Raw genomic sequence first — 25,622 nt, forward strand, 5'->3', positions numbered from 1 at the left:
TTACATAAACACGTTATAATGTAATCCTCTCCGTTCAGAATTTTAAGGTCGTCTGAAAGCCTTTATGAAACACGCAATCAAACAAAAAATCCTCGAACAGGCACGCCGTGACGGCGTACAGGTAACCGCTTTGCGCGAGCAGGTGCTCGATATCGTTTTGCAGCAAAGCGGCGTGATTAAAGCCTACAACGTCTTGTCGCAGATGCAGCAGCAAAGCGAGGGCGTGGTTGCGCCGCCGACGGCCTACCGCGCCCTTGATTTTTGGGCGGAGCAGGGCGTTTTGCACAAAGTGGCGGCGGTCAACGGCTATATTTTGTGCAGCCACGCGCAGCATGAGTGCGACGACCATTGCCACGACCACGAAGAAGCCGAAGCGCACCATAGCGCGTTTATTTTGGTCTGCACCGAATGCGGCACGGCGGACGAACAAACCCTGAGCCACGAATGGGCGGCACTGCGCGCAGGCGTTGCCGAAAGCGGCTTTGCGCTGAAAGAAGAACACGTTGTTTTAACTGGAATCTGTAAAAAATGTCAGAAGTGAAAAAAACCAAAGTCCACCTGATTTCAGGTTTTCTGGGAACAGGCAAAACCACCGCACTCAAAAGCCTGATGGAACAAAAAGACCCGAACGAAAAATGGGTCATCATCGTCAACGAGTTTGGCGAAATCGGCATTGACGGAGCGGTATTGAGCGACAACGGCATCCCCGTGGCAGAAATCGCCGGCGGCTGTTTGTGTTGCACCGCCGGCCCGCAAATGGGCGTAACCGTACAGAAAATGCTGCGCGATGCCAAACCCGACCGCCTGATGATTGAGGCAAGCGGACTGGCGCACGCCGCCAGCGTCATCGACGAATTGAAAGCCAAACCGCTGGACAGCCTTTTGGAAATCGGCGCTGTCTTTACCGTCGTCGATCCGCGCCAGTTCATCAACCCCGATTACGCGCAGCAGGCATTGTATAAAGACCAAATCGGCATCTGCGACGTATTGGTCGCCAGCAAAACCGATTTATGTACCCCCGAACAGCTTGCCGAATTTCACGACAAAGCGGCAAAACTGTTCCCGCCCAAAGCCAAAGTGGTTGAAGTCCAAAACGCACAACTCGACATCCAATGGCTCGACATTCCCGTCATCGAAAAATCACGCTACCGTCTCAAAGCCCTGCCGGACAACACCATGGGCTTCCAGTCGCAAGGTTTTACTTTCCCCGCCGGACGCGATTTCGACGGCGAAAAATTGACCAATTTCTTCAACGACCTGCACAAGTTCACAGACGGCCTCGTCCGCGCCAAAGGCGTGTTCCAAGTGCTCGGCACATGGGTGTGGCTCAACTGGGTGGACGGGCAATGGGGCGCCAACCAAGTCTCATGGCGGCGCGACTCGCGCTTCGAGCTGATTGCCAAATCGTTTGATGCGGATTTGATTGAGAAGAAACTGCAAGAGGCTTTGGAGAAATAAGGAAGGTCGTCTGAAAGTTTGTCGCAGCAATTTTCAGACGACCTACACGATAGTGAAGTCTATTGTTTCAACTGTCAGAATAATATAAAGCAACTGCGTAGCGTGGGCTCTGCCCGCGAATAAATCAAATAAACATTGCAGGAAAGAAGAAAATGGCAAAATTTTTAAATACCAGCGGTACAACGTATTACTTGGAGGAGTTAATTAAAAATGCACAGGAACGGCTTTATTTGATTAGCCCTTATCTAAAATTAAACGATAGGGTAAAAGAGCTTTTAGAGGACAAAGACCGCATGAAAATCGATGTGCGGATTGTAATGGAGAATATAAATTACTTGAAACTATAGCACAGCAACTCGGAAATAATCGTAATGTATCAGGTAGAATTGATCTATTTACAGAATTAAAGGCCTGTCAATCTTGCAGCAATGTTATTTTAGAGTTTAGAAATTGCTATCCAAATATTCAATTAAATATTTTTACAGGAAAATAGAATCATGGAAAAAATAAAAAATTATATAGAATTCAAGAAATTATTTAAAAATATAACGGAAAAATTTGTCAGAGATTTAGATATAACATTAATTGAAGCAGCTGAATATTCTATAATTGAATTCGAAATTTATTTATCTGAATATCCGGAAGATAGTACATTTATTTTTACAGCATGGGCAATCTATCTGTTAGAAAATAACTGTCTCAATGAAAGAGGAAAAGATAATTTTTTCATCGCGGAAATGAAAAAATGTTATCAACAAACTAATTTGGATAGAATAAAATCTATCTATTCTTCGAGTGACTATCATATTTTTGCTAAGGATGTAAACAAGATTCAACAAACATTTAAATTAAATCTTGCCAATATCATGCAGCAAGAGTAGCAACTGTATTTTTAACCCCGTCGGGCAAAAATACCAAAAACGGTAAATCACTAAAAATACTTTTATACCGCCGCAGCAGCAAGCTGTAGCCTGCATGAAACCTAAAATCCATGCGTAAGGTGTGTGCTCCAGCACGCACGCGTTCCATGATTTACGGCTCAATGCCGTCTGAAAAGCTCACAATTTTTCAGTATGGTAAAAGTGAATTGCAGCCTTCAGAGGCAGCCTGGTTGAAAAATTTAAATTATGTTCGTACAAGCTATTGTCCGAATCTTCATGCAAAATGTTACGTCAGCGAAGATGCTTGCATTATTACAAGCCTGAATTTATATGAATTCAGCCAAGTAAATAATAATGAAATGGGTATCTTGCTGAAGCGTAGTGAAGATGGAGAAGTCTATCAAGATGCTTATAGCGAAGCGCAGCGTATTATCCGTATTAGCGATGAAGTTAAAATTTCAGTTGACGTAGTAGAAAAAGAGCAAGTTTCGCAGAAAAATCAGAATATAGAAATTGCTAAAAAATACGATACATTGACTGTCGCTAAGCTGGCAGAAAAATGGGGAGTAACAACGGAAGAATGCAATGCGAAACTGTGTCATGCAGGTTTGCAGGAAATAGACGGTAAGTTCCACCGTTTGACAGATACAGGTAAGAAAGCCGGTGCACTTATCAAAAAAGGGCGTTACGGATATTTTATTGTGTGGCCGGATAGTTTGACATTGGAAATGGTCGAAGCGGCTGGCAATAATCAGAAAGATTTGCTGGATAGGTTTATTAGCTGGCTTATCAGTTAAATTTTTTACAAGTATTAAAAGTATAGGTCGTCTGAAAGCAATCCGTACTTTTCAGACGACCTTAAAACCAAAATAGAGGAATACCCCAAGCATGTATCGTTACATCCTCCACCGCCTATTACTCTTAATCCCCACGCTGTTGGGGATTTTGGCGATTACTTTTGCCGTTATCCAATTCGTGCCGGGCGGGCCGGTGGAGCAGATGGTGCAGCAGTTGACGCATGGCGCGGTCAGCGGCGAGACTGCGAATGCGACGGCGGGCAACATTATGAAAAACGGCAACCGCATCAGTCCGGAAGATTTGGCGGCGTTGAATGCGCTGTACGGTTTCGACAAGCCGCCGTTGACGCGGTTTGCGGATATGGTGTGGCGGTTTGCCCGTTTTGATTTAGGTAACAGTTTTTTCCATCATGAAACCGTGTTCGAGCTGGTCAAACAGAAAATGCCGGTATCGATGAGTTTGGGCTTGTGGACGTTTTTCCTGACTTATTTGATTTGTATCCCGTTGGGCATTGCCAAGGCGGTGCACGACGGCAGCCGTTTTGACGCGGTAACGGGGATGGTGGTGCTGGTCGGTTATACCATACCGCCGTTTGTGTTGGGTTTGGTGCTGCTGGTGTTGTTCGGCGGCGGCAGCTTTTTTGCGTGGTTCCCGCAGGGCGGTTTGGTCGGCGATGATTTCGATACGTTGTCGTGGGCGGGCAAAATTAAGGATTATCTGTGGCACATGGCGCTGCCGATTACGGCTTCGGTGGCGGGCAGTCTGGCGGTAACGACGGTTTTGACGAAAAACGTGTTTCTTGAAGAAATCCGCCGCCAATATGTTTATACCGCCCGCGCCAAGGGATTGCCGGAAAAGCAGATTTTGTGGAAACACGTTTTCCGCAACGCGATGATTCCGCTGATTACCGGCTTTCCCGCTGCCTTTATCGGCGCGTTTTTCACTGGCAGCCTGCTGATTGAAACCTTGTTCTCGCTCGACGGGCTGGGGCTGCTTTCCTACGAGGCAGTGATGAAACGCGATTATCCGGTGGTGATGGGGACGCTGTATGTGTTCACGCTGATGGGTTTGCTGGCAAAATTGGTGTCGGATATTTCTTATTCGTGGGTCGATCCGCGCATTCATTTCGGCGGACAGAAATAGGTCGTCTGAAAAAATTCATTCAGACGACCTATTAATTAACTTACAAATTCAAATAATATCAAAACCACATCTGTTTATATATTCATTGACTGGAGATATTTCTTGCGATAACGTTGGAGGGCATATTGTTACAATTTTTGCGAAATTTACATCATCAGAAGTAACAAATAGACTACCTCCTAAATCATTGGATTTTTTTGGTATCGGTATAAGTACATATACTCCATCAATTAGTATCAGAAATTTATGAGCTATTTCCGTTTGATTATATTTAACAATATATTTGACTTTATAAACCGGTTTTTTACCCGATATATTATCAAACGGGGTAGAAGGAAGCCAATCCTCATAAAAATCTTCGAAATTCGAATCGCGCTCAATCCTTAAATTGACATCAAAATGATAAACAAACAGCCCTGAATCCTCACTTCTTTGCCACTCGTCCGGGTTGGAGTTTTTCAAAACCTCATCAATGGCGTCTAGTGTATTAATCATTACCAAATACCTTCTTCTTTAAATTTAGTAGTTAAATGTTCCAAGAGTAGAGGCCAACCACGGTTAAAGAAACGACATTCTTCAATAAACTGAGCAGGATTAAAACCTTTATCATAGCTATAGCCAATGTTAGCTAAAAAAACGTACTTATCTAAATCTTCTAGACCATCAATGTGGCATCGGAACAAAAAACCTTCGTTCATTTTATTTATAAGATTCAAAATAAAGAGTTCATTAGTCTTAAATTCATTATAGTCGCCTAAAATAGTGCCGGCCCATATACTCAATCGTTGGTTTTTGGTATTAAGTGTAACCCTCAAAGTATCAGCATCTGGGCTTAAAACTATGCGCCATTCAAATAGATTCGAATCGGGAGTATTTTCTGTTGCCTTAATATCAATATAGGCATTTCTGAAAATACTTGTTATTTTCTGACTGGTAACGAATTCTGGATCAATTAATTCATACATATTGTTTCCTTTTTATAACCCACCCGCATACAAGGCATATTAACGATACGAGTTACATGATAGAATATCGAAAAAAATCGAACCACCAACAAGTTTTTCCAATAACCCACCCAAAAAGTATTTGGAGCGGAAACTATGCAAATCAATGAAAAAGTCAAAAAAGTTCGTGAACTGAGCAATCTTACCCAAGAAGAAATGGCTTCCCAATTGAACATGTCGACCAACGGCTATGCGAAAATTGAACAGGGAAAAACAAGACTGAATATTCCAATGTTGGAACGAATTACTGCCATATTGGGTATTAATTTGATGGAGTTACTGAATATTGATGATAAAAACTTGGTTTGCCTAATTAGTGAAAACAGTCAGCATAGCAGTAATTACTATGCCAACGAAACAGCCATAGAGTTAGAAAAATTACAGCTCATATTGAATCATAAAGATGAACTGTTACTGCAAAAAGATCGTGAAATTGAGGCATTGAAATTAGCATTATCCGCTTTTAGAAACACATAATTTTCTTTCAAACTAATTGTATAAGCCGTCTGAAAATTTTCAGACGGCTTCATAATAATAAGCTATGAATAAACAAACTTCTTACTGGCAGGCCTTCAAGCAACACAAACGCGGCTGGTTCGCGTTGCGGGTTTTGGCCGTTTTGTTCGCCGTCGCGCTGCTTGCGCCTTTATGGAGCAACGACAAGCCCTTGTGGATACGTTATCAGGGCGAATATTATTTTCCGCTGGTAAACGAATACAACGAAACCGTGTTCGGCGGCGATTTCGACACGCCTGCCGATTACCTCGACCCGCTGATACGCGGCAACATCACGTCAAACGGCAATTACGCCGTTTATCTGCCCAATCCCTACGATGCCGATACGCTCAATGATTTCGACACGCAGCCCGACCCTGCAAGTCCGTCCGAAAGGCACTTGCTCGGCACGGACGACCGCGGTCGCGATGTCTTGGCGCGTTTGGTTTACGGATTCCGCGATTCTCTGCTGTTCGCCCTTGCGCTGACTTTGGTAACGACCGTAATCGGCGTGATTACCGGCGCGGTGCAGGGTTATTTCGGCGGCAAGACCGACCTTTTGATGCAGCGTTTTATCGAAATCTGGGGCGGGATGCCGGAGCTTTATCTGCTGATTATCCTGTCTTCGTTTTTTAATCCCAGTTTGCTGATTTTGCTGGTGTTGCTGTCGCTGTTCGGCTGGATGGGGCTGTCGGACTACGTCCGCGCCGAGTTTTTGAAAAACCGTCAGGCAGATTACGTTTTGGCGGCGCGTTCGATGGGCGTGGGCAACCGCGCGATTATGTGGCGGCACATCCTGCCCAACAGCCTGACGCCCGTATTGGCGTTTCTGCCTTTCCGCATCTCCGGCGCGGTACTTGCGCTGACCAGCTTGGATTTCCTCGGTTTGGGCGTTCCCGCGTCGCAGGCAAGCTTGGGCGAACTCTTGGCGCAGGGCAAGGACAACTTGGACGCTTGGTGGATAGGCTTGTCTACCGTCGGTACGCTGACGGTTATGCTGCTTTTGCTGGTGATGATAGGCGAGGGCTTGCGTCAGGCGTTTGACGTGCGCGCGAGGGGATGATTTTCCGTATTGCGGATGAATAAAAAATAGCCGATAGTTCATTTTCCTGCTATATAGATGGCTTTTCAGGCCGAGCTTGTTTTCAGGGCGAAAAACCTGTTTATGGGTGCGACCGCAAAAATATTTTACTCACTTAATTTTTGAAGAATTCAAATGAATCAAACACACAACACAAATTTCTACGAAATGCTGGCCGCTGCCTGCCGTAAAAACGGCAAAGGTACTGCGGTGTTCAACGACAAAGAAAAAACCACCTACCACGCACTCAAGCAGGAAGTCGATGCCGTAGCCGCATATCTGCAAAATATGGGCGTCAAATTCGGCGATAAAGTGGCTTTGGCGGTATCCAATTCGCCGGAGTTTATCAGTGCCTATTTTGCCGTCTCCGCCATCGGCGCGGTTGCCGTACCGATGAATACGTTTTTGAAAAACAACGAATACTCGTATATTTTGAACGACTGCAAAGCGCGGTTTATGTTTGCTTCGGCAGGTTTGCAGAAAGAATTGAAGGAGCTGAAAAAACAGACCCGCGTCGAGAAAATCATTTGGATAGGCGAGGCGAAAGCGGCGGACGAAGCCGATGTGCGTTTTGAAGAAGCGCGCCGTTTTTCGGGTACGCCCGATTTGAGCCGCCAACCGAAAATCGATGATTTGGCGCATATTATTTACACTTCCGGCACGACAGGCCACCCAAAAGGCGCATTGATCAGCTATGGCAACCTGTTCTCCAACCTTGAAGGCATCGAGCGCATCTTTAAGATTACCAAACGCGACCGCTTCGTCGTGTTCCTGCCGATGTTCCACAGCTTTACGCTGACAGCCATGGTCTTGCTGCCGATTTATATGGCGTGTTCGATTATTTTGGTGAAATCCGTTTTCCCGTTCTCCAACGTTTTGAAACAGGTTTTATTCAAACGCGCGACCGTGTTTTTGGGCGTGCCCGCGATTTACACCGCCATGAGCAAGGCGAAAATCCCTTGGTATTTCAGATGGTTCAACCGCGTCCGTCTGTTTATCAGCGGCGGCGCGCCTTTGGCGGAACAAACCATCCTCGACTTTAAAGCGAAGTTCCCGCGTGCCAAGCTTTTGGAAGGCTACGGCTTGAGCGAATGCTCGCCCGTCGTCGCCGTCAACACGCCCGAAAGGCAAAAAGCCCGCAGCGTCGGCATCGCCTTGCCCGGATTGGAAGTCAAAGCCGTCAACGACGAATTGGTCGAAGTACCGACGGGCGAAGTGGGCGAACTCATCGTCAAAGGCGGTTCGGTCATGCAGGGCTACCTGAATATGCGCGATGCCACGGACGAAGCCATCGTCAACGGCTGGCTGAAAACAGGCGATTTTGTCACGATAGACGAAGACGGCTTTATCTTTATCGTCGACCGCAAAAAAGACCTGATTATTTCCAAAGGGCAAAACGTTTATCCGCGCGAAATCGAAGAGGCGATTTACAAACTCGACGCCGTCGAAGCCGCAGCCGTCATCGGCGTGAAAGACCAATACGCCGACGAAGAAATCATCGCCTTTATCCAGCTCAAAGACGGCGAAACGTTGGATGAAGCCGACGTGCGCGCCCATTTGCGCGGACATTTGGCGAATTTTAAAATCCCCAAACAGATTTACTTTAAAGACGAACTGCCGAAAAACGCAACTGGCAAAGTGTTGAAACGGGTGTTGAAAGAGCAGTTTCAGAAATAATAAGCGTTCAGACGACCTCGGTTTGCGGGTTTGAATCAGAGGTCGTCTGAAAAGCAGAAAGCCGATGTTTGTTGGGCGTGTTTCTTGTTCATCTCAGATATTGGCTTATTGCTTCGTAAAGATTTCTGCCCGTGCGTCGGGTAATGCCGATTTGATTCCAACCGTTTTCCGTTTTCAGACGACCTCGATACCATGACGAAACCCATCCTTGAAATTGAAAACCTAAACGCCTTTTTCCCCGGCAAGCAAGTCCTGCACGATGTCAGCCTGACCGTACAGACTGGCAGGAAACTGGCATTGGTCGGCGAGAGCGGCAGCGGTAAAACCGTGTTGGCGCAGGGCATTATGCGGCTGAATCCGCTGGTGTCGTTTGAAGGCAGTCCCACAGGGAGGCGTTGCACTCTGAAATTTGACGGCAACGATTTGCTGACCCAATCCGAACGCGCCCTGCAAAAGCTGCGCGGGCGGGAAATCGGCATGGTGTTTCAAGAACCGATGACCGCGCTCAACCCCGTGATGCGCGTCGGCGCGCAGATTGCCGAAGTGCTGACCCTGCATCTGGGTTTGGACAAAAAACAGGCATGGGCGAGGGCGGTCGAACTCTTGGCGGAAACCGGCATCCGAGAGCCGGAGCAGAAGGCCTTTGCCTACCCCTTCCAGCTTTCCGGCGGACAGCGGCAGCGGGCAATGATTGCGATGGCGGTTGCCGCCGAACCCAAGCTCCTGATTGCCGACGAACCGACCACCGCCTTGGATGTCGCCGTGCAGGCGCAGATTCTTGATTTGTTGGCGCGTTTGCAGCAGGCGCACAACATGACCATGCTCTACATCACCCACGACCTGAACCTTGTCCGCCGCTTTGCAGACGACGTCGCCGTGATGCGCGGCGGACGCATTGTCGAAACGGGTGCAGCGGCGGAAGTGTTCGCCCGTCCGCAACACGAATACACGAAAATGCTGTTGAACGCCGGTGCCGCGCGCAAGGTCGTACCTTTGGCGGACAACCCCGCCACCGTCTTGCAGGCGGAGCAGCTTTCCGTCGCCGTCAAAGAAACGGCGGGCTGGTTCAAAAAACGCAGCAAAACCCTGCTGGAGCCGGTTTCCTTCGATTTGAAAGCGGGCGAAACGCTGGGCATCATCGGCGAAAGCGGCTGCGGTAAAACCACGCTGGCAAAAGCCGTGATGCACCTTATCGACGCGGAAGGTCGTCTGAAAATCAACGGCGAAGCCTGGACGCGCGAATCAAGGCGCGACATCCAAATGGTGTTTCAAGACCCGTTCGGCGCATTCAACCCGCGCATGAACGTCTTTGATATCGTTTCCGAAGCCCTGCGCGTCCACGAACCCGATTTGTCCCGCGCAGAAATGCGGCAGCGCGTGCAAGACGTATTGCGGCAGGTCGGTCTGCCCGAAGATGCACTCGAACGCTATCCGCACGCCTTTTCCGGCGGACAACGCCAGCGGCTCGCCATCGCCCGCGCCATCATCGTCCGCCCGAAAATTCTTGTTTTGGACGAACCGACCAGCGCGCTCGACGTACAATGGCAGCAACAGATTCTGGAGCTGCTCGCCGATTTGCAGAAAAAACACGGTCTCAGCCTCATCATCATCAGCCACGACCTCGCCGTCATCCGCGCCCTGTCGCATCGTGTGATGGTGTTGAAAGACGGCAAAATCGTTGAAGAGGGCGACTGCGAAACCGTATTCGCCAACCCTTCCAGCGATTACACGCGCCATCTGATGAGCTTCAGGGCAGGCTGAACTGTCGGATAGGTCGTCTGAAAAACATTAGCCAATCCCGATGGCAACCTTACAAAAAAACTATTACACTTTGGCGACACTTGAAATTTTCAGCCCCAAGCCCTATCCTGCACAACATCTGATTCAATTTGACACAAAAAGGAAAAACTCATGAGCAGCGAACTGATTATCCACACCTCCGATGCAAATTTCGAACAAGACGTTTTGAAATCCGACGTACCCGTATTGCTCGACTTCTGGGCACCTTGGTGCGGCCCTTGCAAAATGATCGCTCCGATCTTGGACGACATCGCCGCCGAATTTGAAGGTCGTCTGAAAGTCGTCAAAATCAACATCGACGAAAACGAAGCCACCCCTGCTAAATTCGGCGTACGCGGTATCCCGACGCTGATGGTGTTCAAAAACGGCGAAAACGTCGCCACCAAAGTCGGCGCTTTGGCAAAAGGTCAATTGACCGCATTTGTAAACGCTTCTTTGGCTTAAGTTTCAACAACGCAAAAGGTCGTCTGAAAATGTTCAGACGACCTTTTTGTATGTTTGGATTTTAGGGAAACTGGGGGGCTTCCTGCTCTCGTCTTTATCCGTTCAAAGATTTTCGGCAGACGGGCATTGCCTGATTAAATTCGCTTTAATCTGCGCTAAAAAGGTCGTCTGAAAACCTAAAATCCGGTTTTTCAGACGACCTTTCGTGGGTTTACGCTTTGTTTGAACATTTATTCCTTGCGTTGCAAAACGGCGGCAAAGAATCCGTCGGTTTGGTGTTTTGCCGAATCGAGGCGCAGGTATTTGCCGGTGTTCAAATCGATTTTCAAAGCGGCGAGCAGCTCGGCGCAGTCGAGGAGTTCGTATTCCGGGTGTTCTTCCAAAAAGCGTTTGACCTGCATTTCGTTTTCTTCGGGCAACACGCTGCAAGTGGCGTAAACCAGCCTGCCTTGCGGTTTGACCAGTTTGGCGGCGGCATCGAGGATGCTGTGTTGCTGTTCCAAAAGTTTGGCGACGGTTTCAGACGACTGGCGGTATTTGAGGTCGGGGTTGCGGCGCAGCGTGCCTAAGCCGGAGCAGGGGGCATCGACCAAAACGCGGTCGGCTTTGCCGGTGAGTCGGGCGATGCGGCTGTCGTGTTCGCTGCTGATGCGTTCGGGGTGGATGTTGGTCAGTCCGGCGCGGGTCATGCGGGGCTTGAGGTTGGCAAGGCGTTTTTCGGCGATGTCGAAGGCGTATATTCTGCCTTTGTTTGCCATTTGTGCACCGACGGCGAGGGTTTTGCCGCCTGCGCCGGCGCAGAAATCGACGATGATTTCGCCGCGTTTGGCACCGACGAGCAGGGCGAGGAGCTGGCTGCCTTCGTCTTGGACTTCCAGCGTGCCGTCTAAAAACAATTCGTGTTTGTTGAGGGCGATTTTGTTTTTCAGGCGGATGCCCCAAGGGGAATAGGGCGTGGCTTCTGCATCGGGGCTTTCGGTTTGAAGCAGCGGCAGCACTTTGTCGCGTCTGCCTTTGAGCGTGTTGACGCGGATGTCGAGCGGCGCGGCTTGGTTGATGCTGCGGCCGAAGGCGAGGATTTCTCCGTCGCTAAAATGTTTTTGCAGTTGCTCCACCAGCCATTGCGGCAATTCGGCGGCGGTGTGGAGGTCGTCTGAAAATTCGGTTTTGCGTGCTTTGAGGCTGCTGAGGAACTCGGTTTCTTCTTCGTCGAGCAGGTCTTTGATTTGGCTGATGTTGGTGCTTCTACCGAGGACGAGCGCGGCAAGTGCGGCTTTGCGCGGCTGGGCATGCGGACGGAGCAGGACGGTACTGATTTTTTGATAATGGCGCAGGGCGGCGAAGGCGGTTTCGGCGATTTCGTGGCGGTCTTGTCTGCCGAGTTTTTTGTGTTCGCGGAAGTAGGCGGACAGAACGGCATCGGCAGGCTGTTTGAAAGTCAGCATGTCAGCCAGCACTTTGGCGGTATAGTCGAGTTGGATCGGGGTCATGGTGGGTTCGCAATCGGGGGAAAGGCTTGGATTATACTGGAAAGGTCGTCTGAAAACGTTGAATCGGGTTTCAGACGACCTTCATGATGCGTTCGATTTCATGCCAAAAGCCGTCGGGGCGCAATTCGAGTTTGGCGATTAAGCCGCTTTCGATTTGGCGGACGTCTCGGTCGGACAGGGTTTGCGCCTCGGCGACGCGGGCAGGGGCAAGGTATGCCATGCGGTCGATGAGGTGGTAGCGTGCGTCCTCGGTGGTCGGATATGCCGACCAGTCTCGGATAAAGACGCCGCGCCAGCAGTATGGGTTCAGCGGGGCTTCGGCGGAATCTGCGCCGACGGGGAAAAAGCCGATGCCGCGTATGATTGAGGCGGGTTGCGGCGCGTCGGGGAGGCGGTTTTGCCGTAGGGTTTCGCTGCCTTCGGGGGATTGAAGCAGGGCGAGTTGGCGGGGCAGTTTGGCGGCTTTGGCGGCGAGGGTGTCTTTGGAATTGAGTCCGCACAGGTCTGCGGATTTGCCGCTGCCGCTGCCGTAATATTTGCAGGTCAGTTCGATATGATAGGGTTTGCCGTTGATGGAGGCGATGAAATCGGCGGCGCCTTGCGTGAGGTCGTCTGAAAACACGGGCAGGTTATAGGCGTGCAATTCGGTATGCGGCGCATGGGCGAACCAAAATGCGAGCAGGCGTTCGGCGTAGATGCCGAGTCGGTTGCCGAAGGGGGCGTGTTCGGCGAGATAGTCATCTAAGGCGGTGGGATTGCCGTCCAAATCCAAAAGATAGCGGAAGCCGTGTTCGCCCAATAGTGTGCGGACGCTCAATTCGCAGCCGCTTTGCCAAAGCGGCGGGGCAGTCAGCAGGGTGGCGAGGGCGCGGACGGACGGGTTGGTGAGTTTCCACCATAGGGCATCTAGGGCGTAGTTCATGGGGCGGTGCGGATGTCGGGAAGGTGATGGATTTTATAATATTGAGCATGAAGTTGAAACCTGTAAGCCGCTGTACCGTCTAGGCAGCAATTGTTTTTTCCCTTCAAGATATAGTGGATTAACTTTAAACCGGTACGGCGTTGCCTCGCCTTAGCTCAAAGAGAACGATTCTCTAAGGTGCTGAAGCACCAAGTGAATCGGTTCCGTACTATCTGTACTGTCTGCGGCTTCGTCGCCTTGTCTTGATTTAGTTAATCCACTATATTGAATAAGTTGGCAATCGGGCGGTAACGTTCTCCCTATTAAAAAAGGTCGTCTGAAAACGCTTTAGCGAGACTTGCTATCGGTTTTCAGACGACCTTTGTTTTGAAACGGTTGTTATCCGTTCGGGTTTGTGTTGAAGGTTTTGCAGACGGATTGCTTGGGGAAAAGGTGGCTAGTTGCTTAACACATCGTGTTTTTTAGTTAAGACATATTGATAGACTTCTTCTACCGCCGCTTCGTCATAGCTTTTGCCAAAACGCTTTTTGTAGCCCAAGTCATAGAGTTTGACGTGGTGTTCTTCTGAAATTTCGACGCCTACGTTTTCCAAACACGACTTGGCGCAATGCAGATGGCAGCCGTCGATGACCAGCATCGGCCTGCCGGACTGCGCTTTGCGTACTAAAGGTGCAACTTTGCCTCCTACGCCGGAAATGCACGACATTTCAAATTCGCCGGCGTGATCGAGTGCTACGGCGGTATTGTTGGCAAGTTGCGCTACGTCAGAACATCCGGAACAGGAATAAATCAACGGAAGTTCGCTGCGGTTGGGCATTTCTAATCTCCTCTTTAGACTGTTTCATTTTGTATGTGTATTTTAATCCATCAATAATCGGTAAAGCACGCTCAGATTGAAGCAGGCCTGACAAAAGTGGTCGGATTTTCTGCCATGCCGGGTTGGATTCGGGATGCCTGAAGGTCGTCTGAAAATATTCTAGCAAAACTTGCTGTCGGTTTTCAGACGACCTTTTCTTTGGGGCTGGGCTATGCTTTGTCCTCTTCGTTTTCCACCGCTTTGGGCGGAACGGGTGCGAACCAGCCGACCAGAAGCAGCAGCACGCCGACGATGATGAAGGAGGCGATGCGGGCGATGCCGCCGCTGTTGGAAAGCTCGATGAGGAAGAGCTTGACGACGACAATCGCCATCAGCGCCGCGCCGGTTATCCAGAAGGGGCGCAGTTTGCGACGGTTGCCGTACACCATCAGGATGATGGCGGTCACTGCCCACACGACGGAGAGGCTGGCTTGCAGGCCGAAGGATTGGAGCATGATGTCGAGGCGCCAAGTGATGCCGTCGTAGAAATGCCACAGGCGCATCACGCCCGCGCTGATGACCATGAATGCGAGGGCGGCGACGCCGGGCGCGTTCACGCGGCGGTATTCTGCAGGCAGAGCTTCGGGCAGGGACTTCAGGGCGAACCACAGCATTCCGGCGCAGGCGAGCTCCAGCGGGTTAAGCAGCGGGATATATGGCAACGGCGCGGGTTGGAACGGGGTAGAGAAGTTCGTCCATATCATCCAATTTGCCGATGCAAGGGCGGCTATCGGCAGGGCGGAATGCTGATAGGCGGCTTGATGTCGTCTGAAAAAGCCGCGCTGCCGCTGCGTATGAAGGACGACCCACATGATCAGCGGTACGGCAAGCCACGAGAGCTGCGACCAAACGCCGTCGACGAGTTCGCCGACATACATTCCCGACCAAAGCGACCAAAGGATGCCGAGCATGATGATGTTGATTTTGTGCAAGCCGATAGGCGCATTGGTTCGGCGGTTATTCAGGATGACGAAGTTCAACACGGTAGCGGCAGCAAGCGGCAGGGCTGCGGCGGCCGTCCATAGGTGTTCGAGGTGATAGCCGATGAAGTGCAGGGCAAACAGGGGCAGGAATGCCAAGGTCGTCTGAAAAAGCTCTTTCCAGTTCAAACGGTTGACAAGCAACAGCAAGGTGGTGAATATCGGCAATGCCCAAAGCTCGATAAACAGGGTTTCTTCGCCCGTCCATTGGGTATAGGTGGCGAAGCCGCCCAACATCAGGGCGATAACGAGGATAGCCCAGCCTGCAATCTGCGAGAACGGGAGGGTTTGGTCTTGTTTGCCTTGGTTTTCCGATGCTTCGGTTTGGACGCGCGAATATTGCAGCATGTAGGCCGCGGCAAACAGCAGCGGCGCGGCGGCAAAGAGGTGCCAGTGTGTCAGGAAGCCGTTGGATTCATTATTAATCGAGGCTTGGAAGAGCAGGATAAAGATTGCATTGCCCAAGGCGAATGTGCTGAACACGTCCGACTTGCCTTTGCCTCGGCAGAACGCCCAAGCTGCCACCAAAGCAGAGAAAATGATGATGATGCCGCGTTCCGCGAAAAACAGTAAAGGCAGGATGGATGTGTAGAGCAGGGCGGCGCAGAGGGTTGCGTTTTGAAGTGTGTGTTCCCAGTGTGCCGAGCCTTTACGGCGGTAGAGGTGCCACTGCAGGTAAATTGCTGCGCCGCCGAACAGGGTCAGCAGGGTGGTGAACCATTGGCCGTGCAGGATGGTGGATTCTCCCTCCTGATAACCGCTCATTTGGGTCAGCGCCGCCAGCAGATACACGACGAGCGCACCCAGACGCATATGCGGACGCTGTTGGCGCAGTCCGAAGAAATACACGAGCGCGGATTCTACCGTCCACAGGATGACGGTGTTGCCGCGTTCAAAGTGAAGCGGAACGGCGAGCGTGAGGAAAAGCAGCGACAGGGCGAAAAACGCCTGACGCAGGATATACAAACCCTGTTGCCGTTTCAGCAACAGCGCGGCAAGTCCGTAAACGGCGGCGAAGCCCAGCGCGGAGAATGCGTCCGCAGACGGCCAGTGTTCCACCATGCGGTATTGCAGCCCGAACGCCGCCGCCATTGTGCCGAACAATAAAGTATGGTCGAGGACGTGGACGCGCAGGCCGTGGGAGCAGATGCTGTTCCAAATTTCTTCCAGCGTCGCATTGTCGGCAACGGGCGCGAGCGTGTCTTCGCGGCTTTCCGTCAGCTTGCGGCGGGCGAACAGATAGGCGATGAAGGTGTAGAGCAGCCAGTGGTAAATCAGGAAAGGCTCGGTGGTGGCGAAATGCTGCGGCGTATAGCTTTGCATGCCCCACAACGCGGCGATGGCGAAAGTTCCGGCGAAACCCGTCAGGTTCAGCGGCCGCCATGCCTTAAACCAAGCAATCGCCGCTACGCCGGCATTGAGCAGGGAAAGGTAGGAGAACAGCACCAAATAATTGCCGCTGCCGTCCGATACCAGGATGGGCGCCGCCAGACCGCCGACCAAGGCAACCTGCGCCATAATCTGCGCGTTTTGCCTGATTGCCAGCAACGCCATTAATACGACCATCGCCACCATCAGCACGAACACGATCGGTGCGGGCAGCAGCGGATGCAGTTTCAACGCCGCCAAAGAGGTCAGATACATCACTGCCACGCCGAAGCCTTGCAACACCAAGCCGTATTCGCGTTTGCGGCTTTGCAGCTTCCAGCCGCCGATGACCGCCGCCAGACCCGCACCTGCCACGGTCAGATAACGCATTTCCACCGGTACATAAATCCGCTCGGAGGCATAGCGCAAGAGGAACGCCAAGCCGAGGAACAGCACCACGATACCGGTTTTCAACAGCGGATTACCGCGCAGGAACCAAGCAACAATGGGGTTTTCGGAGAATTTGAAATCGAAACCTTCCTCTTTATGGATAACGGTTTCACGAGATTCGGTGTCGATGTTTTCTGATGTATTTTCAGACGACATCGGCACTTCGTTTTCAGACGACGTTTGCAGGACAGGCGCGTCTTGTTTGCGTTCGTCTTCCTGAATAGCGGAAACTTGGGCAGGTGTTTCTACGCTGTCTGCGTACAGGGAAGGTTCGGGCTGCACGGAAGGTTCGGCGGAAACAGAGGGAACAGGTGTAGCAAAAGAGGGGGCGGCAACCGGTTCGATGTGCGGCTCGACAGGCGCATTGTCCGCAGTCGCCGCAGGCTCAACCTTCTCATGAAGCGGCGCAGGGGTCGTCTGAATATCGTCGGCATGTTCGGACAAAACAGCGCGCAGTTTCCTAGCCTGCCCGGCTTCTGCTTTATCATGAACGGTTTCTTGTTCCAAAGCCGTCAAACGCAGCTTCAGCAACTCGATTTCTTTTTCCAGGTTTTGCAGTTTTGCATCATGTTCTTCTTGACGCGGTTTGCCAAGTTCCCGCGCAAACAACCATAAAATAGAGCCGAAAATGACGCCGACGGTCATTTCGTCAAGAAAATAGCCAATGAGGATGGGGATGAGTAGGCAGAAATACTGCATAAAACACCTGTCCGATAACGGTAAAAAATATGCCAATTGTAGCATTCTTGTCATGAGAAGGATGTATAGAAGGCGTAACGGTAGGAAAAGCTGTTGTGCGGTAAGCAACATTGTATTTGCAGAATTAATTCACGGCACAAGGTCGTCTGAAAAGCGAAATTGGATTTCAGACGACCTTGTCGATGGGTTTCGTCCTGCTGTTTATCATGAATATAGGCTTTATATCGTGGAATCAGGCGCAAGTCCTGTGAACTTGCCATGCTTGATACGGACTATTTATTATAGGCGTTAGCTTCGATAGGGTACGGTTTGTCTAGCCAACAAGTCTCAAGGTTTTTTTGATACCCATATTTTTCGAAAGAAAATCTAATGCCTCATTAACCCAACCATGCTTTGGGTTTCCCGCCAATTTTGTCTCCTCTCTTCGTGGGGTAGGAGATTGAGGATGCTGAAACCCAACCATTTTTAGGGATTCGACCAATTTGTTCCCTCTCCCCGTGGGAGAGGGTTAGGGAGAGGGCAGTAAGCCGCAGGCTTACATTCAGGTTTCTAGGTTTCGCAAAAAATCTTCTGAAAGGTCGTCTGAAAGGTTGCCCCGTCAAGAGGCGGCGCACTCTGAAAACGAGCGAAGCAAATTTCGCCAACACGGAACGCTAAAACCTTTTCAAAAAGGAAAATACGATGAAATTCAATCAAATCCATTTATTGTGTATTGCCGCAGTCTTGGCGCTTGCAGGCTGTAAAAACACAGAAGTTCCGTTAAACAGTCAGGTTGAATTGCCTGAAACATTTACGCAGGATGCGGCGGCGAAGGGTGATGCGGACATCGGGGTGTGGTGGCAGCAGTGGAACGATCCGGTGTTAAGCGGATTAATCGCGCAGGGTTTGGCGCAGGGGCATGATGTGAAAATCGCCGTCAGCCGTCTGAACGAAGCCCGTGCCGTGGCGGGAATGGCGCGTGCCGATTTGGGGCCGACCGTCGGATTGAGCGGTAAGGTGGGGGTGAATTACAGCAAAATGGATAACCCGCTCGACAGCAATGCTAGGGCGTTGCTCTCGCGTTATCCGCAGGCCTCGTCTTTAAACGGCGATACCATCGAGTCCACAGGCACCAGCATGTACGGCGGACTGACCGCTTCGTGGGAGCCGGATATTTTCGGCAAGAAGCGCAGCGATGCCGATGCCGCCCGTTATGCCGCACTCGGGCAGCAAGAGCTGGCGTATGGCGCGCAAATGCTGGTGGCGGGCGATATTGCCGACAATTATTTCAAAGCGCGTGCGGCGCAAGGCCGTCTGAAAACCGCTGACCAAACCGTTGCCACTTTGCGGCGGATGGTGCGCTACATCGAAGGTCGGTTTAAGGCGGGACATGTCAGCGGCTATGAAGTGAACGAGGCGAAAGTGCAACTGACCGCAGCGGAAGCCAAACGCGCCACGATAGGGGCGGAATACGCCGCTTATGTGCGCAGTATCGCCGTTTTGACCGGAAACGTGCCGCAGACGTTTACGCTGCCCGAATCGTCTGTCGATGTGTTGGCGCGCCAACCCTCCGCGCCGGGCGGGCAGACGCCGCAAGGTTTGCTGGAACGCCGCCCTGACCTGCGCGCGCAGGCGGCGCAAGTCAATGCCTATGCCGCCAAATTCGCCAGTGCCAAAGCCGATTTGCTGCCGCGTTTTACCATCAGCTTTATGGGGCAGGGCGGGCGTATCGGTGTGGACGGCGACCGTTCGCTGACCGGCTGGGCAAGTTTATTGTCGGTGGGCATACAGACGCCGCTGTTTACCAACGGCCGCATCAAAGCCAATATCAAAGCCGCCGACGCGCGCCTTCAGACGGCATTGCTGGAATACGACAAACGGCTCCTGACCGCGCTGGGCGAAGTTGACAGCGCATATCAAGGCGTGGAATCGCTAAGCCGTCAAACCGAACTGCTGCAAACCGCCCATAATCAGGCAGCGCGCCACGCGGCCGATACGGAAAAAATGTTCCGCAACGGCTACAAAACGCTGGATGTCGCCCTTAAAGCCCATATCGCCGAAGGCCAAATGCAGGAAAACCTGATTGCGGCGCGGCTGGCAAGGGCGCAGATGCTGGTGTCGCTGTATAAGGCGTTGGGCGGCGGTTGGTCGAAATAAAAAAGCAAAAAGGTCGTCTGAAAACTTTCAGACGACCTGGGTTTATTAGAAGAATGGAAAATTCCTGATATCGGTATAAATAAGTTTGCCAATTAAAAAGGTTAGTGGGTATAAGACTAAATTTGTGTGTGAGGAAGTGGTGATGAATCGATGTGAACTGTATTTAGTTAGTGATGTTGTTGAAAGCGGAAGGATTGGTAAGCTTCATGTAGGGGATGATCAAGAAGATATTTGCCAAGAAATCAAAGGTTTTGTATTAAACCCTATGAGGATTTCTAAAAAATCAAAAATATTTTTAGATAATTATGAAAATATAATGTTCTCGTTAGAAAATAAAAAAATAATAGGTATGCAGATAAATTTTGAGAACAAAAATGCCAAATCTGTAGTTTTAAATGATTTGTTTTCAGAATTCTCGAGTATTGATGACTGGATAAATTTCGCTGAAAAGTACAATTGGCTATGTGAGAAGAACTCTTCAATATATGTATTTAGAAAAAATAATGTTTTTATCTATGTGAATGATCAGGGTATGCTTTATTTGATATCTGTTTGTTAAATTATTGATTTATATAAATTTTGATTAATGTTTGGTGTGTGTGGGACACGGGTGCAAGGATGTTGGGATTGGGGAAGCATTCGCAGAAGGATGCTGAAGAAACCAAAGTAGGATTGGTAAACAAAAAAGCCTGAACATTATATTCAGGCTTTTGAAATTTGGCTCCCCGACCTGGGCTCGAACCAGGGACCTGCGGATTAACAGTCCGTCGCTCTACCGACTGAGCTATCGGGGAATGGGGTGCATTATAGCGTCTGAAAAAAAAGTGTCAATATTATTTTTCAGATGGATCGTAGTAATATTACAAATAATTGAATGTTAAAAGTATTTATTTTGTGAATAGTTGTGTTTGAAACCAATAGGGCGCAAATGGCAACAGGCGTGGTTGGCATGTCGGGATGCTATTTTGTCTAATATTTGGCGTTGACAAGTTTGCCGTTGCGGAACTCTTGGTGTTGCATTACTGCGCCGTTATAGGCGTATGTGGTGAGTGAACCATTGCTTGGAGTAGCGCGGAATTGCATCAGTTGGCTGCGGCTTAAGGTATAGGGGTCTGTCCGCTTCCGGCTGTTGTCGCTGTAAAAATCTTGTACGGTATATTGATCGCCTCGTTTGTTTTTCAGTTGACGGTAGTAGCCGCCCTTGACGGTGCTGTTGCTGGGATTGCCGTGTGTATCGAAATAAGTCACGATTTGTTCGTCAATAATATTGATGCCGCCTGTATTGTTTGGGGCGGTTTTATTTTTGTCTAAGGCAATCGGTATGTTGACGGAAGTGCCGAGTCCGACATGGTGTCCGATACCGGTTCCTATGCCTAAACCGATGGACATGCCGGGCGTACCGGCGGTGCAGGCGCAGAGTGTGGAAGAGAGAAGGATGAGGGGGATTGAGGGTTTCATGGTATTTCCTCGCTATGAGTATGAACCTGATTGAGGCGATAACGGAAAGGCGTGGTTTTGCCTCGAATGGGCAATGATGTTATGAAAATAAAACCACATATGGTGACTTTTCTTATTGAATTATATCGTTTTTATTCGGTGGAGAGCGTTAGCTTTGATTAAGGTGGGAGAAAGAAGCATTAAGACTGTATGGATAATAAGGATATCGGCGTATGGCGGTATGAAGTCGGGAAAATCTGCGATATAGCATATATATAGTGTAGAATGCTGTTCAGACGACCCTTCAGACGGATTTTTCTGCAAAGTAAAAAGGTTAAGAATATTTGGATATTCGCTCCCTATTTAATCGATAACGAATTCTGGAAAAAACAATGAAAACCTTGAAATTTACCAAAATGCACGGTTTGGGCAATGATTTTATGATGGTAAACGGTATCGGGCAGGATTTTGATCCGCTGACTGCGCCGCTTGCCGAATGGTCCGACCGTTTTAGAGGGGTGGGCTTCGATCAGTTGCTGTTGGTAGAAAAACCGTCTTCCGATGCGGTGGATTTCCGTTATCGTATATTCAATGCGGACGGCAGCGAGGTGGAGCAGTGTGGCAATGGTGCGCGCTGTTTTGCCCGATTTGTGGCGGATAAAGGCTTGACCGATAAAAAGGAAATTTTGGTGGAAACGGCTAAGGGTGTGATTATTCCCAAGTTGTTGGATAATGGTTTGGTGACCGTGAATATGGGCAAACCGCGCTTTACGTCGTCTGAAATCCCGTTTGTGCCGGTTCCTGACGAAGCGGATGATGCTTTGACGCATATGGTGATGGTCGGTTTGGAGACAGTGCAGGTCAGTTGTGTGAATATGGGCAATCCTCATGCTGTGATCGTGGTTGAGGATGTACAGACTGCGCCCGTGGCTCATTGGGGTGAGGCGATTGAGTCACACGAACAGTTTCCGGAACGTGTCAACGTCGGCTTTATGCAGATTGTCGATAGGGAATCTATCCGCCTGCGCGTATTTGAACGCGGTGTGGGTGAAACGCAGGCTTGCGGTACGGGGGCTTGTGCGGCTGTGGTTTCGGGCGTCCGGTTGGGGCTGTTGGCGGAAGGTGTGCCAGTGAAGGTTTCGCTGCCGGGCGGGGATTTGTTTATTACTTGGTCGCATGGTGAGGACGTTTTGATGACAGGGCCTGTTCAAACGGTTTTTGAAGGCGAGTTGCAGTATTCATGATTTGGACGAATTTGGATTTTCTCGCCGTTGTTGCTTATGGGCTGGTGTTTTTTGGATTGATTTTCCGCGCTGAAATGTTCCAGTGGTTTTGGGCTTCGGTTGTTTTGTGGCTGGGCGTGTCGATTTTGGGATCGCAGCTTTTGCCGGGAATGTGGGGGATTACTCATGTCGGTCCGTTGTTTGTCCCGCATTTTTATCTGACTTTTGCCAGTGTGTTTTTCTTTGCTTTTCATTGGAAAAAGCAGGCGGATACTGATTTTTGGCAGGCGGATTTGCAGCATCCGTTTTTGAGCGTTTTTGCCGTCAGCAATGTATTGATGACTTTGGCTTTTGTGTCGATTGCCGCGATATTGTATTTTCTGATGCCGGGCCGTTCTTTGGCTTTTACGTTTCCGGCTTTGTTGAAACTGTACGCGCTCAAGCCTGTTTATTGGTTTGTTTTGCAGTTTGTCATGATGGCGGTTTTTTATCTGCACCGCAGAAGTATTGCCAAGCAGTCGCCGGCGGTGTTCAGTAAAGCGCAACTCAGACTGGGCTGGCTGATGGCTTTGGTCATGCAGACTTTAGTCACGGGGGCGATAGTCGGAGAAATCGGACTTCATTAGGACGCATCAAGCCAAACAACCAAAAGTTATAAATAAAGAAACATTCGATATTGGTTTTTCAGACGACCTGTCTTTAATATACAGGTCATATCACATCAAAATCTGGAGTAGAAAATGAAGATTGCAAACAGCATCACCGAGCTGATCGGCAACACCCCGTTGGTCAAATTAAACCGTCTGACTGAAGGTTTGAAAGCCGAAGTCGCCGTCAAACTGGAATTTTTCAATCCCGGCAGCAGCGTGAAGGACCGCATTGCCGAAGCAATGATTGAAGCCGCCGAAAAAGCGGGCAAAATCGGTAAGGATACCGTAATTGTTGAAGCGACCAGCGGCAATACGGGTATCGGTTTGGCAATGGTGTGCGCGGCGCGCGGCTACAAGCTGGCAATCACGATGCCTGAAAGCATGAGTAAAGAACGCAAAATGCTGTTGCGTGCGTTCGGTGCGGAATTGATTTTGACTCCTGCGTCCGAAGGTATGGCAGGGGCGATTGCAAAAGCACAAGCCTTGGTGGATGAACACCCTGATACTTATTTCATGCCGCGCCAATTCGATAACGAGGCGAACCCGCAAATCCACCGCGAAACGACCGCCGAAGAAATTTGGCGCGATACTGACGGTAAAGTCGATATTTTTGTGGCGGGTGTCGGTACGGGCGGTACGGTTACCGGCGTGGGCGAAGTGTTGAAAAAATATAAACCCGAAGTCAAAGTCGTTGCCGTCGAGCCCGAAGCTTCTCCGGTTTTGAGCGGTGGTGAAAAAGGTCCGCACCCGATTCAAGGTATTGGTGCCGGCTTTATCCCTACCGTGTTGAATACCAAAGTATATGACAGTGTTTCCCAAGTTCCGAACGAAGCGGCGTTTGAAACCGCCCGCGCGATGGCGGAAAAAGAAGGTATTTTGGTCGGTATTTCTTCCGGTGCGGCAGTATGGAGCGCGCTGCAGCTTGCCAAACAGCCTGAAAACGAAGGCAAACTGATTGTCGTGCTGCTGCCTTCTTATGGCGAACGCTATCTTTCTACGCCTCTGTTTGCCGATTTGGCATAATAGAGTTGGGAGAAGATAAGTGATAAAAAAGACCGCTTCGGCGGTCTTTTTTGCGGTCTTGCGGCATGATGTGGCGTAAAAATGGATTTAAACCACCATATCGTGTAAAGATTGGAATGTAAGGCGAAAGTTGTTGTAATTCAGTCAACAGAAAAAGTCAGATTGATATAGAATTTGGTTATCTGGATAATCCTGATTATAATGGTAGACATGAAAAAATATATCCCCATCTTATTTGCGTTGGCGGTACTTGCCGGTTGTGAGACCATTTATGTCCCAAGCTTGCAAGAAGTGCCTGTCCGTCCGACTAATGTTAAGCCTAATGTTAAAACGACTAAGGGTGAAAAATCTGCGGCGTTCAGTTTGGCTTCTTCGCATTGGAGTGATGTTTCAAAAATCCGCGATGAGGCAACGCGTTTGAGCTATCAGGTCAGCCAAGGAAAAATGACCAAGGTTCAAGCTGCCCAATATCTGAACAAGTTCCGCATTCAACTTGTCGGCCGTAATGTCGTGGATGACAGCGTATATGAGGTTTATCTGCGTTCTGCCGTTGACAGCCAACGAGGCGAAATCAATACCGAACAATCCAAGCTGTATATCCAAAACGCCCTGCGCGGATGGCAGCAACGCTGGAAAAATATGGGTAACAAACCTTCTAACCCGGCATTTACCAACTTCCTGATGGAAGTCATGAACATGACTCCGTTGAAATAAGTTCCTCATTTCAAACAAAAGGTCGTCTGAAAATTTTCAGACGACCTTTTGTTTTGTGGATGTCGATATTTATGATGTTTTACGCAGCAGCTTCTCGGTTGCCAGTCTTGCCCGCTCTTTGATGTCTTCCGTCAGGTAAGTTTTCATCTGGCTGTACACCAAAGTAATGACGGCAATGTCGTCGCTGAATCCCAAAGGACCCAGCAAATCGGGAATGCTGTCGATAGGGCTGAGGAAGTAAACCAATGCGCCGACGATAATCATTTTGGCGCGTCTGGGGGTGTGAGGGGAGTCCCAAAGATAATACAGCGCATACAACTGGCGTACGATGGGTTCGCCCAACCGACCTGCAAAACGGGCGAGTTTATTGAGAAAACCCGTTTTATCCAAATTGCGCCTTCTGAATTTGGGGATAAAGTTTTCCGGATCGGAAGACTGGGTGTATTGTTTTTCTTCGGAATGTTTCATAACAAGCCTCACAGTAATTGAGTGGGAAGGGTTTGCCGTAATGCGGGCAAAGTATAAAACGGAGTAAGGCAAAGAAATGTCAGTATAGTGCAGTTTTGTGATAGGTGCTGAAGAGGTCGTCTGAAACATACCGATCGCAGGCGTTGAATGTAATGTTTTTGCAGTTCGATTTATATTCGAATTTTGTGGTTATTGGATTATAAAAATAATATTTATTTCTATTTATATATTATAAAAACAAAGATATTAAGATGGTATTTCAGGGTATGAAAGCCATATGGAGGTTGCCGAACGGCAGTTGAAGCGGTATTGGTTCAATTATTAATGGATAGTGTTTTGTTATTGGTACAGTTTATGATGTTTTTTGGTAAAATTTATTAGATTGTTTATAAATTAGACTGTTCAAAATCGGATAAAACAGGTAA

26 protein-coding genes, 1 tRNA gene and 1 pseudogene are annotated in these 25,622 nt (G+C 49.5%); 18 read left to right on the forward strand and 10 right to left on the reverse strand.

From position 1 onward, the window contains the following. Positions 1 to 64 precede the first annotated feature (64 nt). The 7 genes and pseudogenes from MON40_RS04880 (at position 65) to MON40_RS04910 (ending at position 4,280) form a co-directional block, all read left to right on the forward strand. A complete protein-coding gene (locus MON40_RS04880; RefSeq protein ID WP_003744587.1) occupies positions 65 to 541 on the forward strand; it encodes a Fur family transcriptional regulator in 477 nt (158 codons plus the stop codon). Beyond that, on the forward strand, positions 529 to 1,458 hold the full coding sequence (locus tag MON40_RS04885; RefSeq protein ID WP_003779276.1) for a CobW family GTP-binding protein: 930 nt from the start codon (positions 529 to 531) through the stop codon (positions 1,456 to 1,458). Before MON40_RS04880 ends, MON40_RS04885 begins: the two co-directional genes overlap by 13 nt. Before the next feature lie 152 nt (positions 1,459 to 1,610). Then, the gene (locus tag MON40_RS04890; RefSeq protein ID WP_003757858.1) at positions 1,611 to 1,805 is read left to right on the forward strand and encodes a phospholipase D-like domain-containing protein; all 195 of its coding nucleotides are present in this window, start codon (positions 1,611 to 1,613) and stop codon (positions 1,803 to 1,805) included. After that, positions 1,775 to 1,951: pseudogene (locus tag MON40_RS04895) on the forward strand (deaminase domain-containing protein); the annotation flags it as partial. The gene MON40_RS04890 and the pseudogene MON40_RS04895, both read left to right, overlap by 31 nt. 4 nt (positions 1,952 to 1,955) lie before the next feature. Next, the gene (locus MON40_RS04900) at positions 1,956 to 2,339 is read left to right on the forward strand and encodes a hypothetical protein (protein ID WP_002219725.1); all 384 of its coding nucleotides are present in this window, start codon (positions 1,956 to 1,958) and stop codon (positions 2,337 to 2,339) included. Between the two features lie 146 nt (positions 2,340 to 2,485). Next, positions 2,486 to 3,136: a phospholipase D-like domain-containing protein gene (locus tag MON40_RS04905; RefSeq protein WP_003779279.1), complete on the forward strand. Its 651-nt coding sequence runs from the start codon at positions 2,486 to 2,488 to the stop codon at positions 3,134 to 3,136. 91 nt (positions 3,137 to 3,227) lie between these two features. After that, positions 3,228 to 4,280 (forward strand): ABC transporter permease subunit, encoded by a 1,053-nt coding sequence (locus tag MON40_RS04910; RefSeq protein ID WP_003779280.1) that lies wholly within the window; start codon positions 3,228 to 3,230, stop codon positions 4,278 to 4,280. Between the two features lie 48 nt (positions 4,281 to 4,328). Here the strand turns inward: MON40_RS04910 and MON40_RS04915 are convergent, their stop codons facing one another. Next, positions 4,329 to 4,775, reverse strand: a complete 447-nt coding sequence (locus MON40_RS04915) for a hypothetical protein (RefSeq protein ID WP_003779281.1) — start codon at positions 4,773 to 4,775, stop codon at positions 4,329 to 4,331. Beyond that, the gene (locus MON40_RS04920; RefSeq protein WP_003779282.1) at positions 4,775 to 5,245 is read right to left on the reverse strand and encodes a hypothetical protein; all 471 of its coding nucleotides are present in this window, start codon (positions 5,243 to 5,245) and stop codon (positions 4,775 to 4,777) included. Before MON40_RS04920 ends, MON40_RS04915 begins: the two co-directional genes overlap by 1 nt. 135 nt (positions 5,246 to 5,380) lie before the next feature. Here MON40_RS04920 and MON40_RS04925 point away from each other — a divergent pair, with 135 nt between their 5' ends. The 5 genes from MON40_RS04925 to trxA all read left to right on the forward strand — a co-directional run bounded on the left by MON40_RS04925 (position 5,381) and on the right by trxA (position 10,781). Beyond that, positions 5,381 to 5,761: a helix-turn-helix domain-containing protein gene (locus MON40_RS04925; protein WP_003779284.1), complete on the forward strand. Its 381-nt coding sequence runs from the start codon at positions 5,381 to 5,383 to the stop codon at positions 5,759 to 5,761. 64 nt (positions 5,762 to 5,825) lie between these two features. After that, entirely contained in the window at positions 5,826 to 6,842 is a 1,017-nt protein-coding gene (locus tag MON40_RS04930; protein WP_003779285.1) for an ABC transporter permease, read from the forward strand. A 153-nt stretch (positions 6,843 to 6,995) separates the two neighbouring features. Further along, positions 6,996 to 8,537 (forward strand): fatty acid--CoA ligase, encoded by a 1,542-nt coding sequence (locus MON40_RS04935; RefSeq protein ID WP_003779288.1) that lies wholly within the window; start codon positions 6,996 to 6,998, stop codon positions 8,535 to 8,537. Between the two features lie 192 nt (positions 8,538 to 8,729). Beyond that, the gene (locus MON40_RS04940; protein ID WP_003779292.1) at positions 8,730 to 10,298 is read left to right on the forward strand and encodes an ABC transporter ATP-binding protein; all 1,569 of its coding nucleotides are present in this window, start codon (positions 8,730 to 8,732) and stop codon (positions 10,296 to 10,298) included. A 150-nt stretch (positions 10,299 to 10,448) separates the two neighbouring features. Continuing rightward, a complete protein-coding gene (trxA, locus tag MON40_RS04945; protein WP_003757873.1) occupies positions 10,449 to 10,781 on the forward strand; it encodes a thioredoxin TrxA in 333 nt (110 codons plus the stop codon). A 230-nt stretch (positions 10,782 to 11,011) separates the two neighbouring features. Here trxA and MON40_RS04950 read toward each other — a convergent pair whose 3' ends face one another. The 5 genes from MON40_RS04950 to MON40_RS04970 all read right to left on the reverse strand — a co-directional run bounded on the left by MON40_RS04950 (position 11,012) and on the right by MON40_RS04970 (position 17,806). Further along, positions 11,012 to 12,271: an RsmB/NOP family class I SAM-dependent RNA methyltransferase gene (locus MON40_RS04950; RefSeq protein WP_003779296.1), complete on the reverse strand. Its 1,260-nt coding sequence runs from the start codon at positions 12,269 to 12,271 to the stop codon at positions 11,012 to 11,014. Positions 12,272 to 12,341: 70 nt separating this feature from the next. Beyond that, positions 12,342 to 13,193 (reverse strand): DUF1853 family protein, encoded by an 852-nt coding sequence (locus tag MON40_RS04955; RefSeq protein ID WP_003779298.1) that lies wholly within the window; start codon positions 13,191 to 13,193, stop codon positions 12,342 to 12,344. Positions 13,194 to 13,629: 436 nt separating this feature from the next. Beyond that, complete coding sequence (locus MON40_RS04960) at positions 13,630 to 14,010, reverse strand: putative zinc-binding protein (protein ID WP_003757884.1); 381 nt, start codon at positions 14,008 to 14,010, stop codon at positions 13,630 to 13,632. Between the two features lie 209 nt (positions 14,011 to 14,219). Further along, complete coding sequence (locus MON40_RS04965) at positions 14,220 to 17,546, reverse strand: DUF2339 domain-containing protein (RefSeq protein WP_174263548.1); 3,327 nt, start codon at positions 17,544 to 17,546, stop codon at positions 14,220 to 14,222. Between the two features lie 50 nt (positions 17,547 to 17,596). Next, positions 17,597 to 17,806, reverse strand: coding sequence for a hypothetical protein (locus MON40_RS04970; protein ID WP_242926012.1), 210 nt, complete (start codon positions 17,804 to 17,806; stop codon positions 17,597 to 17,599). A 421-nt stretch (positions 17,807 to 18,227) separates the two neighbouring features. Here MON40_RS04970 and MON40_RS04975 point away from each other — a divergent pair, with 421 nt between their 5' ends. Next, positions 18,228 to 19,682 carry an efflux transporter outer membrane subunit gene (locus MON40_RS04975; protein ID WP_003779302.1) on the forward strand — a complete coding sequence of 485 codons (1,455 nt, stop codon included), beginning with the start codon at positions 18,228 to 18,230 and terminating at the stop codon, positions 19,680 to 19,682. A gap of 142 nt (positions 19,683 to 19,824) precedes the next feature. Further along, complete coding sequence (locus tag MON40_RS04980; protein WP_242926013.1) at positions 19,825 to 20,241, forward strand: hypothetical protein; 417 nt, start codon at positions 19,825 to 19,827, stop codon at positions 20,239 to 20,241. A gap of 159 nt (positions 20,242 to 20,400) precedes the next feature. Here MON40_RS04980 and MON40_RS04985 read toward each other — a convergent pair. After that, positions 20,401 to 20,476 (reverse strand) — tRNA-Asn (locus tag MON40_RS04985). A gap of 175 nt (positions 20,477 to 20,651) precedes the next feature. Beyond that, complete coding sequence (locus MON40_RS04990; RefSeq protein ID WP_003779305.1) at positions 20,652 to 21,140, reverse strand: hypothetical protein; 489 nt, start codon at positions 21,138 to 21,140, stop codon at positions 20,652 to 20,654. Between the two features lie 371 nt (positions 21,141 to 21,511). On the opposite strand from MON40_RS04990, the gene dapF reads away from it, so the two are divergent. The 4 genes from dapF (at position 21,512) to MON40_RS05010 (ending at position 24,729) form a co-directional block, all read left to right on the forward strand. Then, positions 21,512 to 22,363, forward strand: coding sequence for a diaminopimelate epimerase (gene dapF, locus MON40_RS04995; RefSeq protein WP_003779306.1), 852 nt, complete (start codon positions 21,512 to 21,514; stop codon positions 22,361 to 22,363). After that, positions 22,360 to 22,968, forward strand: coding sequence for a hypothetical protein (locus MON40_RS05000; protein WP_003769226.1), 609 nt, complete (start codon positions 22,360 to 22,362; stop codon positions 22,966 to 22,968). Before dapF ends, MON40_RS05000 begins: the two co-directional genes overlap by 4 nt. A 114-nt stretch (positions 22,969 to 23,082) precedes the next feature. Further along, positions 23,083 to 24,015, forward strand: coding sequence for a cysteine synthase A (cysK, locus tag MON40_RS05005; RefSeq protein WP_003779307.1), 933 nt, complete (start codon positions 23,083 to 23,085; stop codon positions 24,013 to 24,015). A 201-nt stretch (positions 24,016 to 24,216) separates the two neighbouring features. Beyond that, on the forward strand, positions 24,217 to 24,729 hold the full coding sequence (locus MON40_RS05010; protein ID WP_003779308.1) for a lipoprotein: 513 nt from the start codon (positions 24,217 to 24,219) through the stop codon (positions 24,727 to 24,729). Between the two features lie 69 nt (positions 24,730 to 24,798). Here MON40_RS05010 and MON40_RS05015 read toward each other — a convergent pair whose 3' ends face one another. Continuing rightward, positions 24,799 to 25,197 carry a YkvA family protein gene (locus MON40_RS05015; protein ID WP_003755567.1) on the reverse strand — a complete coding sequence of 133 codons (399 nt, stop codon included), beginning with the start codon at positions 25,195 to 25,197 and terminating at the stop codon, positions 24,799 to 24,801. Between the last annotated feature and the right edge of the window lie 425 nt (positions 25,198 to 25,622).

Source organism: Neisseria macacae ATCC 33926 (assembly GCF_022749495.1).
GTDB lineage: Bacteria > Pseudomonadota > Gammaproteobacteria > Burkholderiales > Neisseriaceae > Neisseria > Neisseria macacae.

Coding starts and splice junctions, on each gene's coding strand:
- trxA (WP_003757873.1), top strand. CDS start 10,449: ATGAGCAGCGAACTGATTATCCACACCTCCGATGCAAATTTCGAACAA.
- MON40_RS04990 (WP_003779305.1), bottom strand. CDS start 21,140: ATGAAACCCTCAATCCCCCTCATCCTTCTCTCTTCCACACTCTGCGCC.
- MON40_RS05010 (WP_003779308.1), top strand. CDS start 24,217: ATGGTAGACATGAAAAAATATATCCCCATCTTATTTGCGTTGGCGGTA.
- MON40_RS04955 (WP_003779298.1), bottom strand. CDS start 13,193: ATGAACTACGCCCTAGATGCCCTATGGTGGAAACTCACCAACCCGTCC.
- MON40_RS05000 (WP_003769226.1), top strand. CDS start 22,360: ATGATTTGGACGAATTTGGATTTTCTCGCCGTTGTTGCTTATGGGCTG.
- MON40_RS04910 (WP_003779280.1), top strand. CDS start 3,228: ATGTATCGTTACATCCTCCACCGCCTATTACTCTTAATCCCCACGCTG.
- MON40_RS04970 (WP_242926012.1), bottom strand. CDS start 17,806: ATGGCAAGTTCACAGGACTTGCGCCTGATTCCACGATATAAAGCCTAT.
- MON40_RS04935 (WP_003779288.1), top strand. CDS start 6,996: ATGAATCAAACACACAACACAAATTTCTACGAAATGCTGGCCGCTGCC.
- MON40_RS04900 (WP_002219725.1), top strand. CDS start 1,956: ATGGAAAAAATAAAAAATTATATAGAATTCAAGAAATTATTTAAAAAT.
- MON40_RS04920 (WP_003779282.1), bottom strand. CDS start 5,245: ATGTATGAATTAATTGATCCAGAATTCGTTACCAGTCAGAAAATAACA.
- MON40_RS04940 (WP_003779292.1), top strand. CDS start 8,730: ATGACGAAACCCATCCTTGAAATTGAAAACCTAAACGCCTTTTTCCCC.
- MON40_RS04960 (WP_003757884.1), bottom strand. CDS start 14,010: ATGCCCAACCGCAGCGAACTTCCGTTGATTTATTCCTGTTCCGGATGT.
- MON40_RS04950 (WP_003779296.1), bottom strand. CDS start 12,271: ATGACCCCGATCCAACTCGACTATACCGCCAAAGTGCTGGCTGACATG.
- MON40_RS04930 (WP_003779285.1), top strand. CDS start 5,826: ATGAATAAACAAACTTCTTACTGGCAGGCCTTCAAGCAACACAAACGC.
- MON40_RS04980 (WP_242926013.1), top strand. CDS start 19,825: ATGAATCGATGTGAACTGTATTTAGTTAGTGATGTTGTTGAAAGCGGA.
- MON40_RS04880 (WP_003744587.1), top strand. CDS start 65: ATGAAACACGCAATCAAACAAAAAATCCTCGAACAGGCACGCCGTGAC.
- dapF (WP_003779306.1), top strand. CDS start 21,512: ATGAAAACCTTGAAATTTACCAAAATGCACGGTTTGGGCAATGATTTT.
- MON40_RS04915 (WP_003779281.1), bottom strand. CDS start 4,775: ATGATTAATACACTAGACGCCATTGATGAGGTTTTGAAAAACTCCAAC.
- MON40_RS04975 (WP_003779302.1), top strand. CDS start 18,228: ATGAAATTCAATCAAATCCATTTATTGTGTATTGCCGCAGTCTTGGCG.
- MON40_RS04925 (WP_003779284.1), top strand. CDS start 5,381: ATGCAAATCAATGAAAAAGTCAAAAAAGTTCGTGAACTGAGCAATCTT.
- MON40_RS04890 (WP_003757858.1), top strand. CDS start 1,611: ATGGCAAAATTTTTAAATACCAGCGGTACAACGTATTACTTGGAGGAG.
- MON40_RS04905 (WP_003779279.1), top strand. CDS start 2,486: ATGATTTACGGCTCAATGCCGTCTGAAAAGCTCACAATTTTTCAGTAT.
- MON40_RS04965 (WP_174263548.1), bottom strand. CDS start 17,546: ATGCAGTATTTCTGCCTACTCATCCCCATCCTCATTGGCTATTTTCTT.
- MON40_RS05015 (WP_003755567.1), bottom strand. CDS start 25,197: ATGAAACATTCCGAAGAAAAACAATACACCCAGTCTTCCGATCCGGAA.
- cysK (WP_003779307.1), top strand. CDS start 23,083: ATGAAGATTGCAAACAGCATCACCGAGCTGATCGGCAACACCCCGTTG.
- MON40_RS04885 (WP_003779276.1), top strand. CDS start 529: ATGTCAGAAGTGAAAAAAACCAAAGTCCACCTGATTTCAGGTTTTCTG.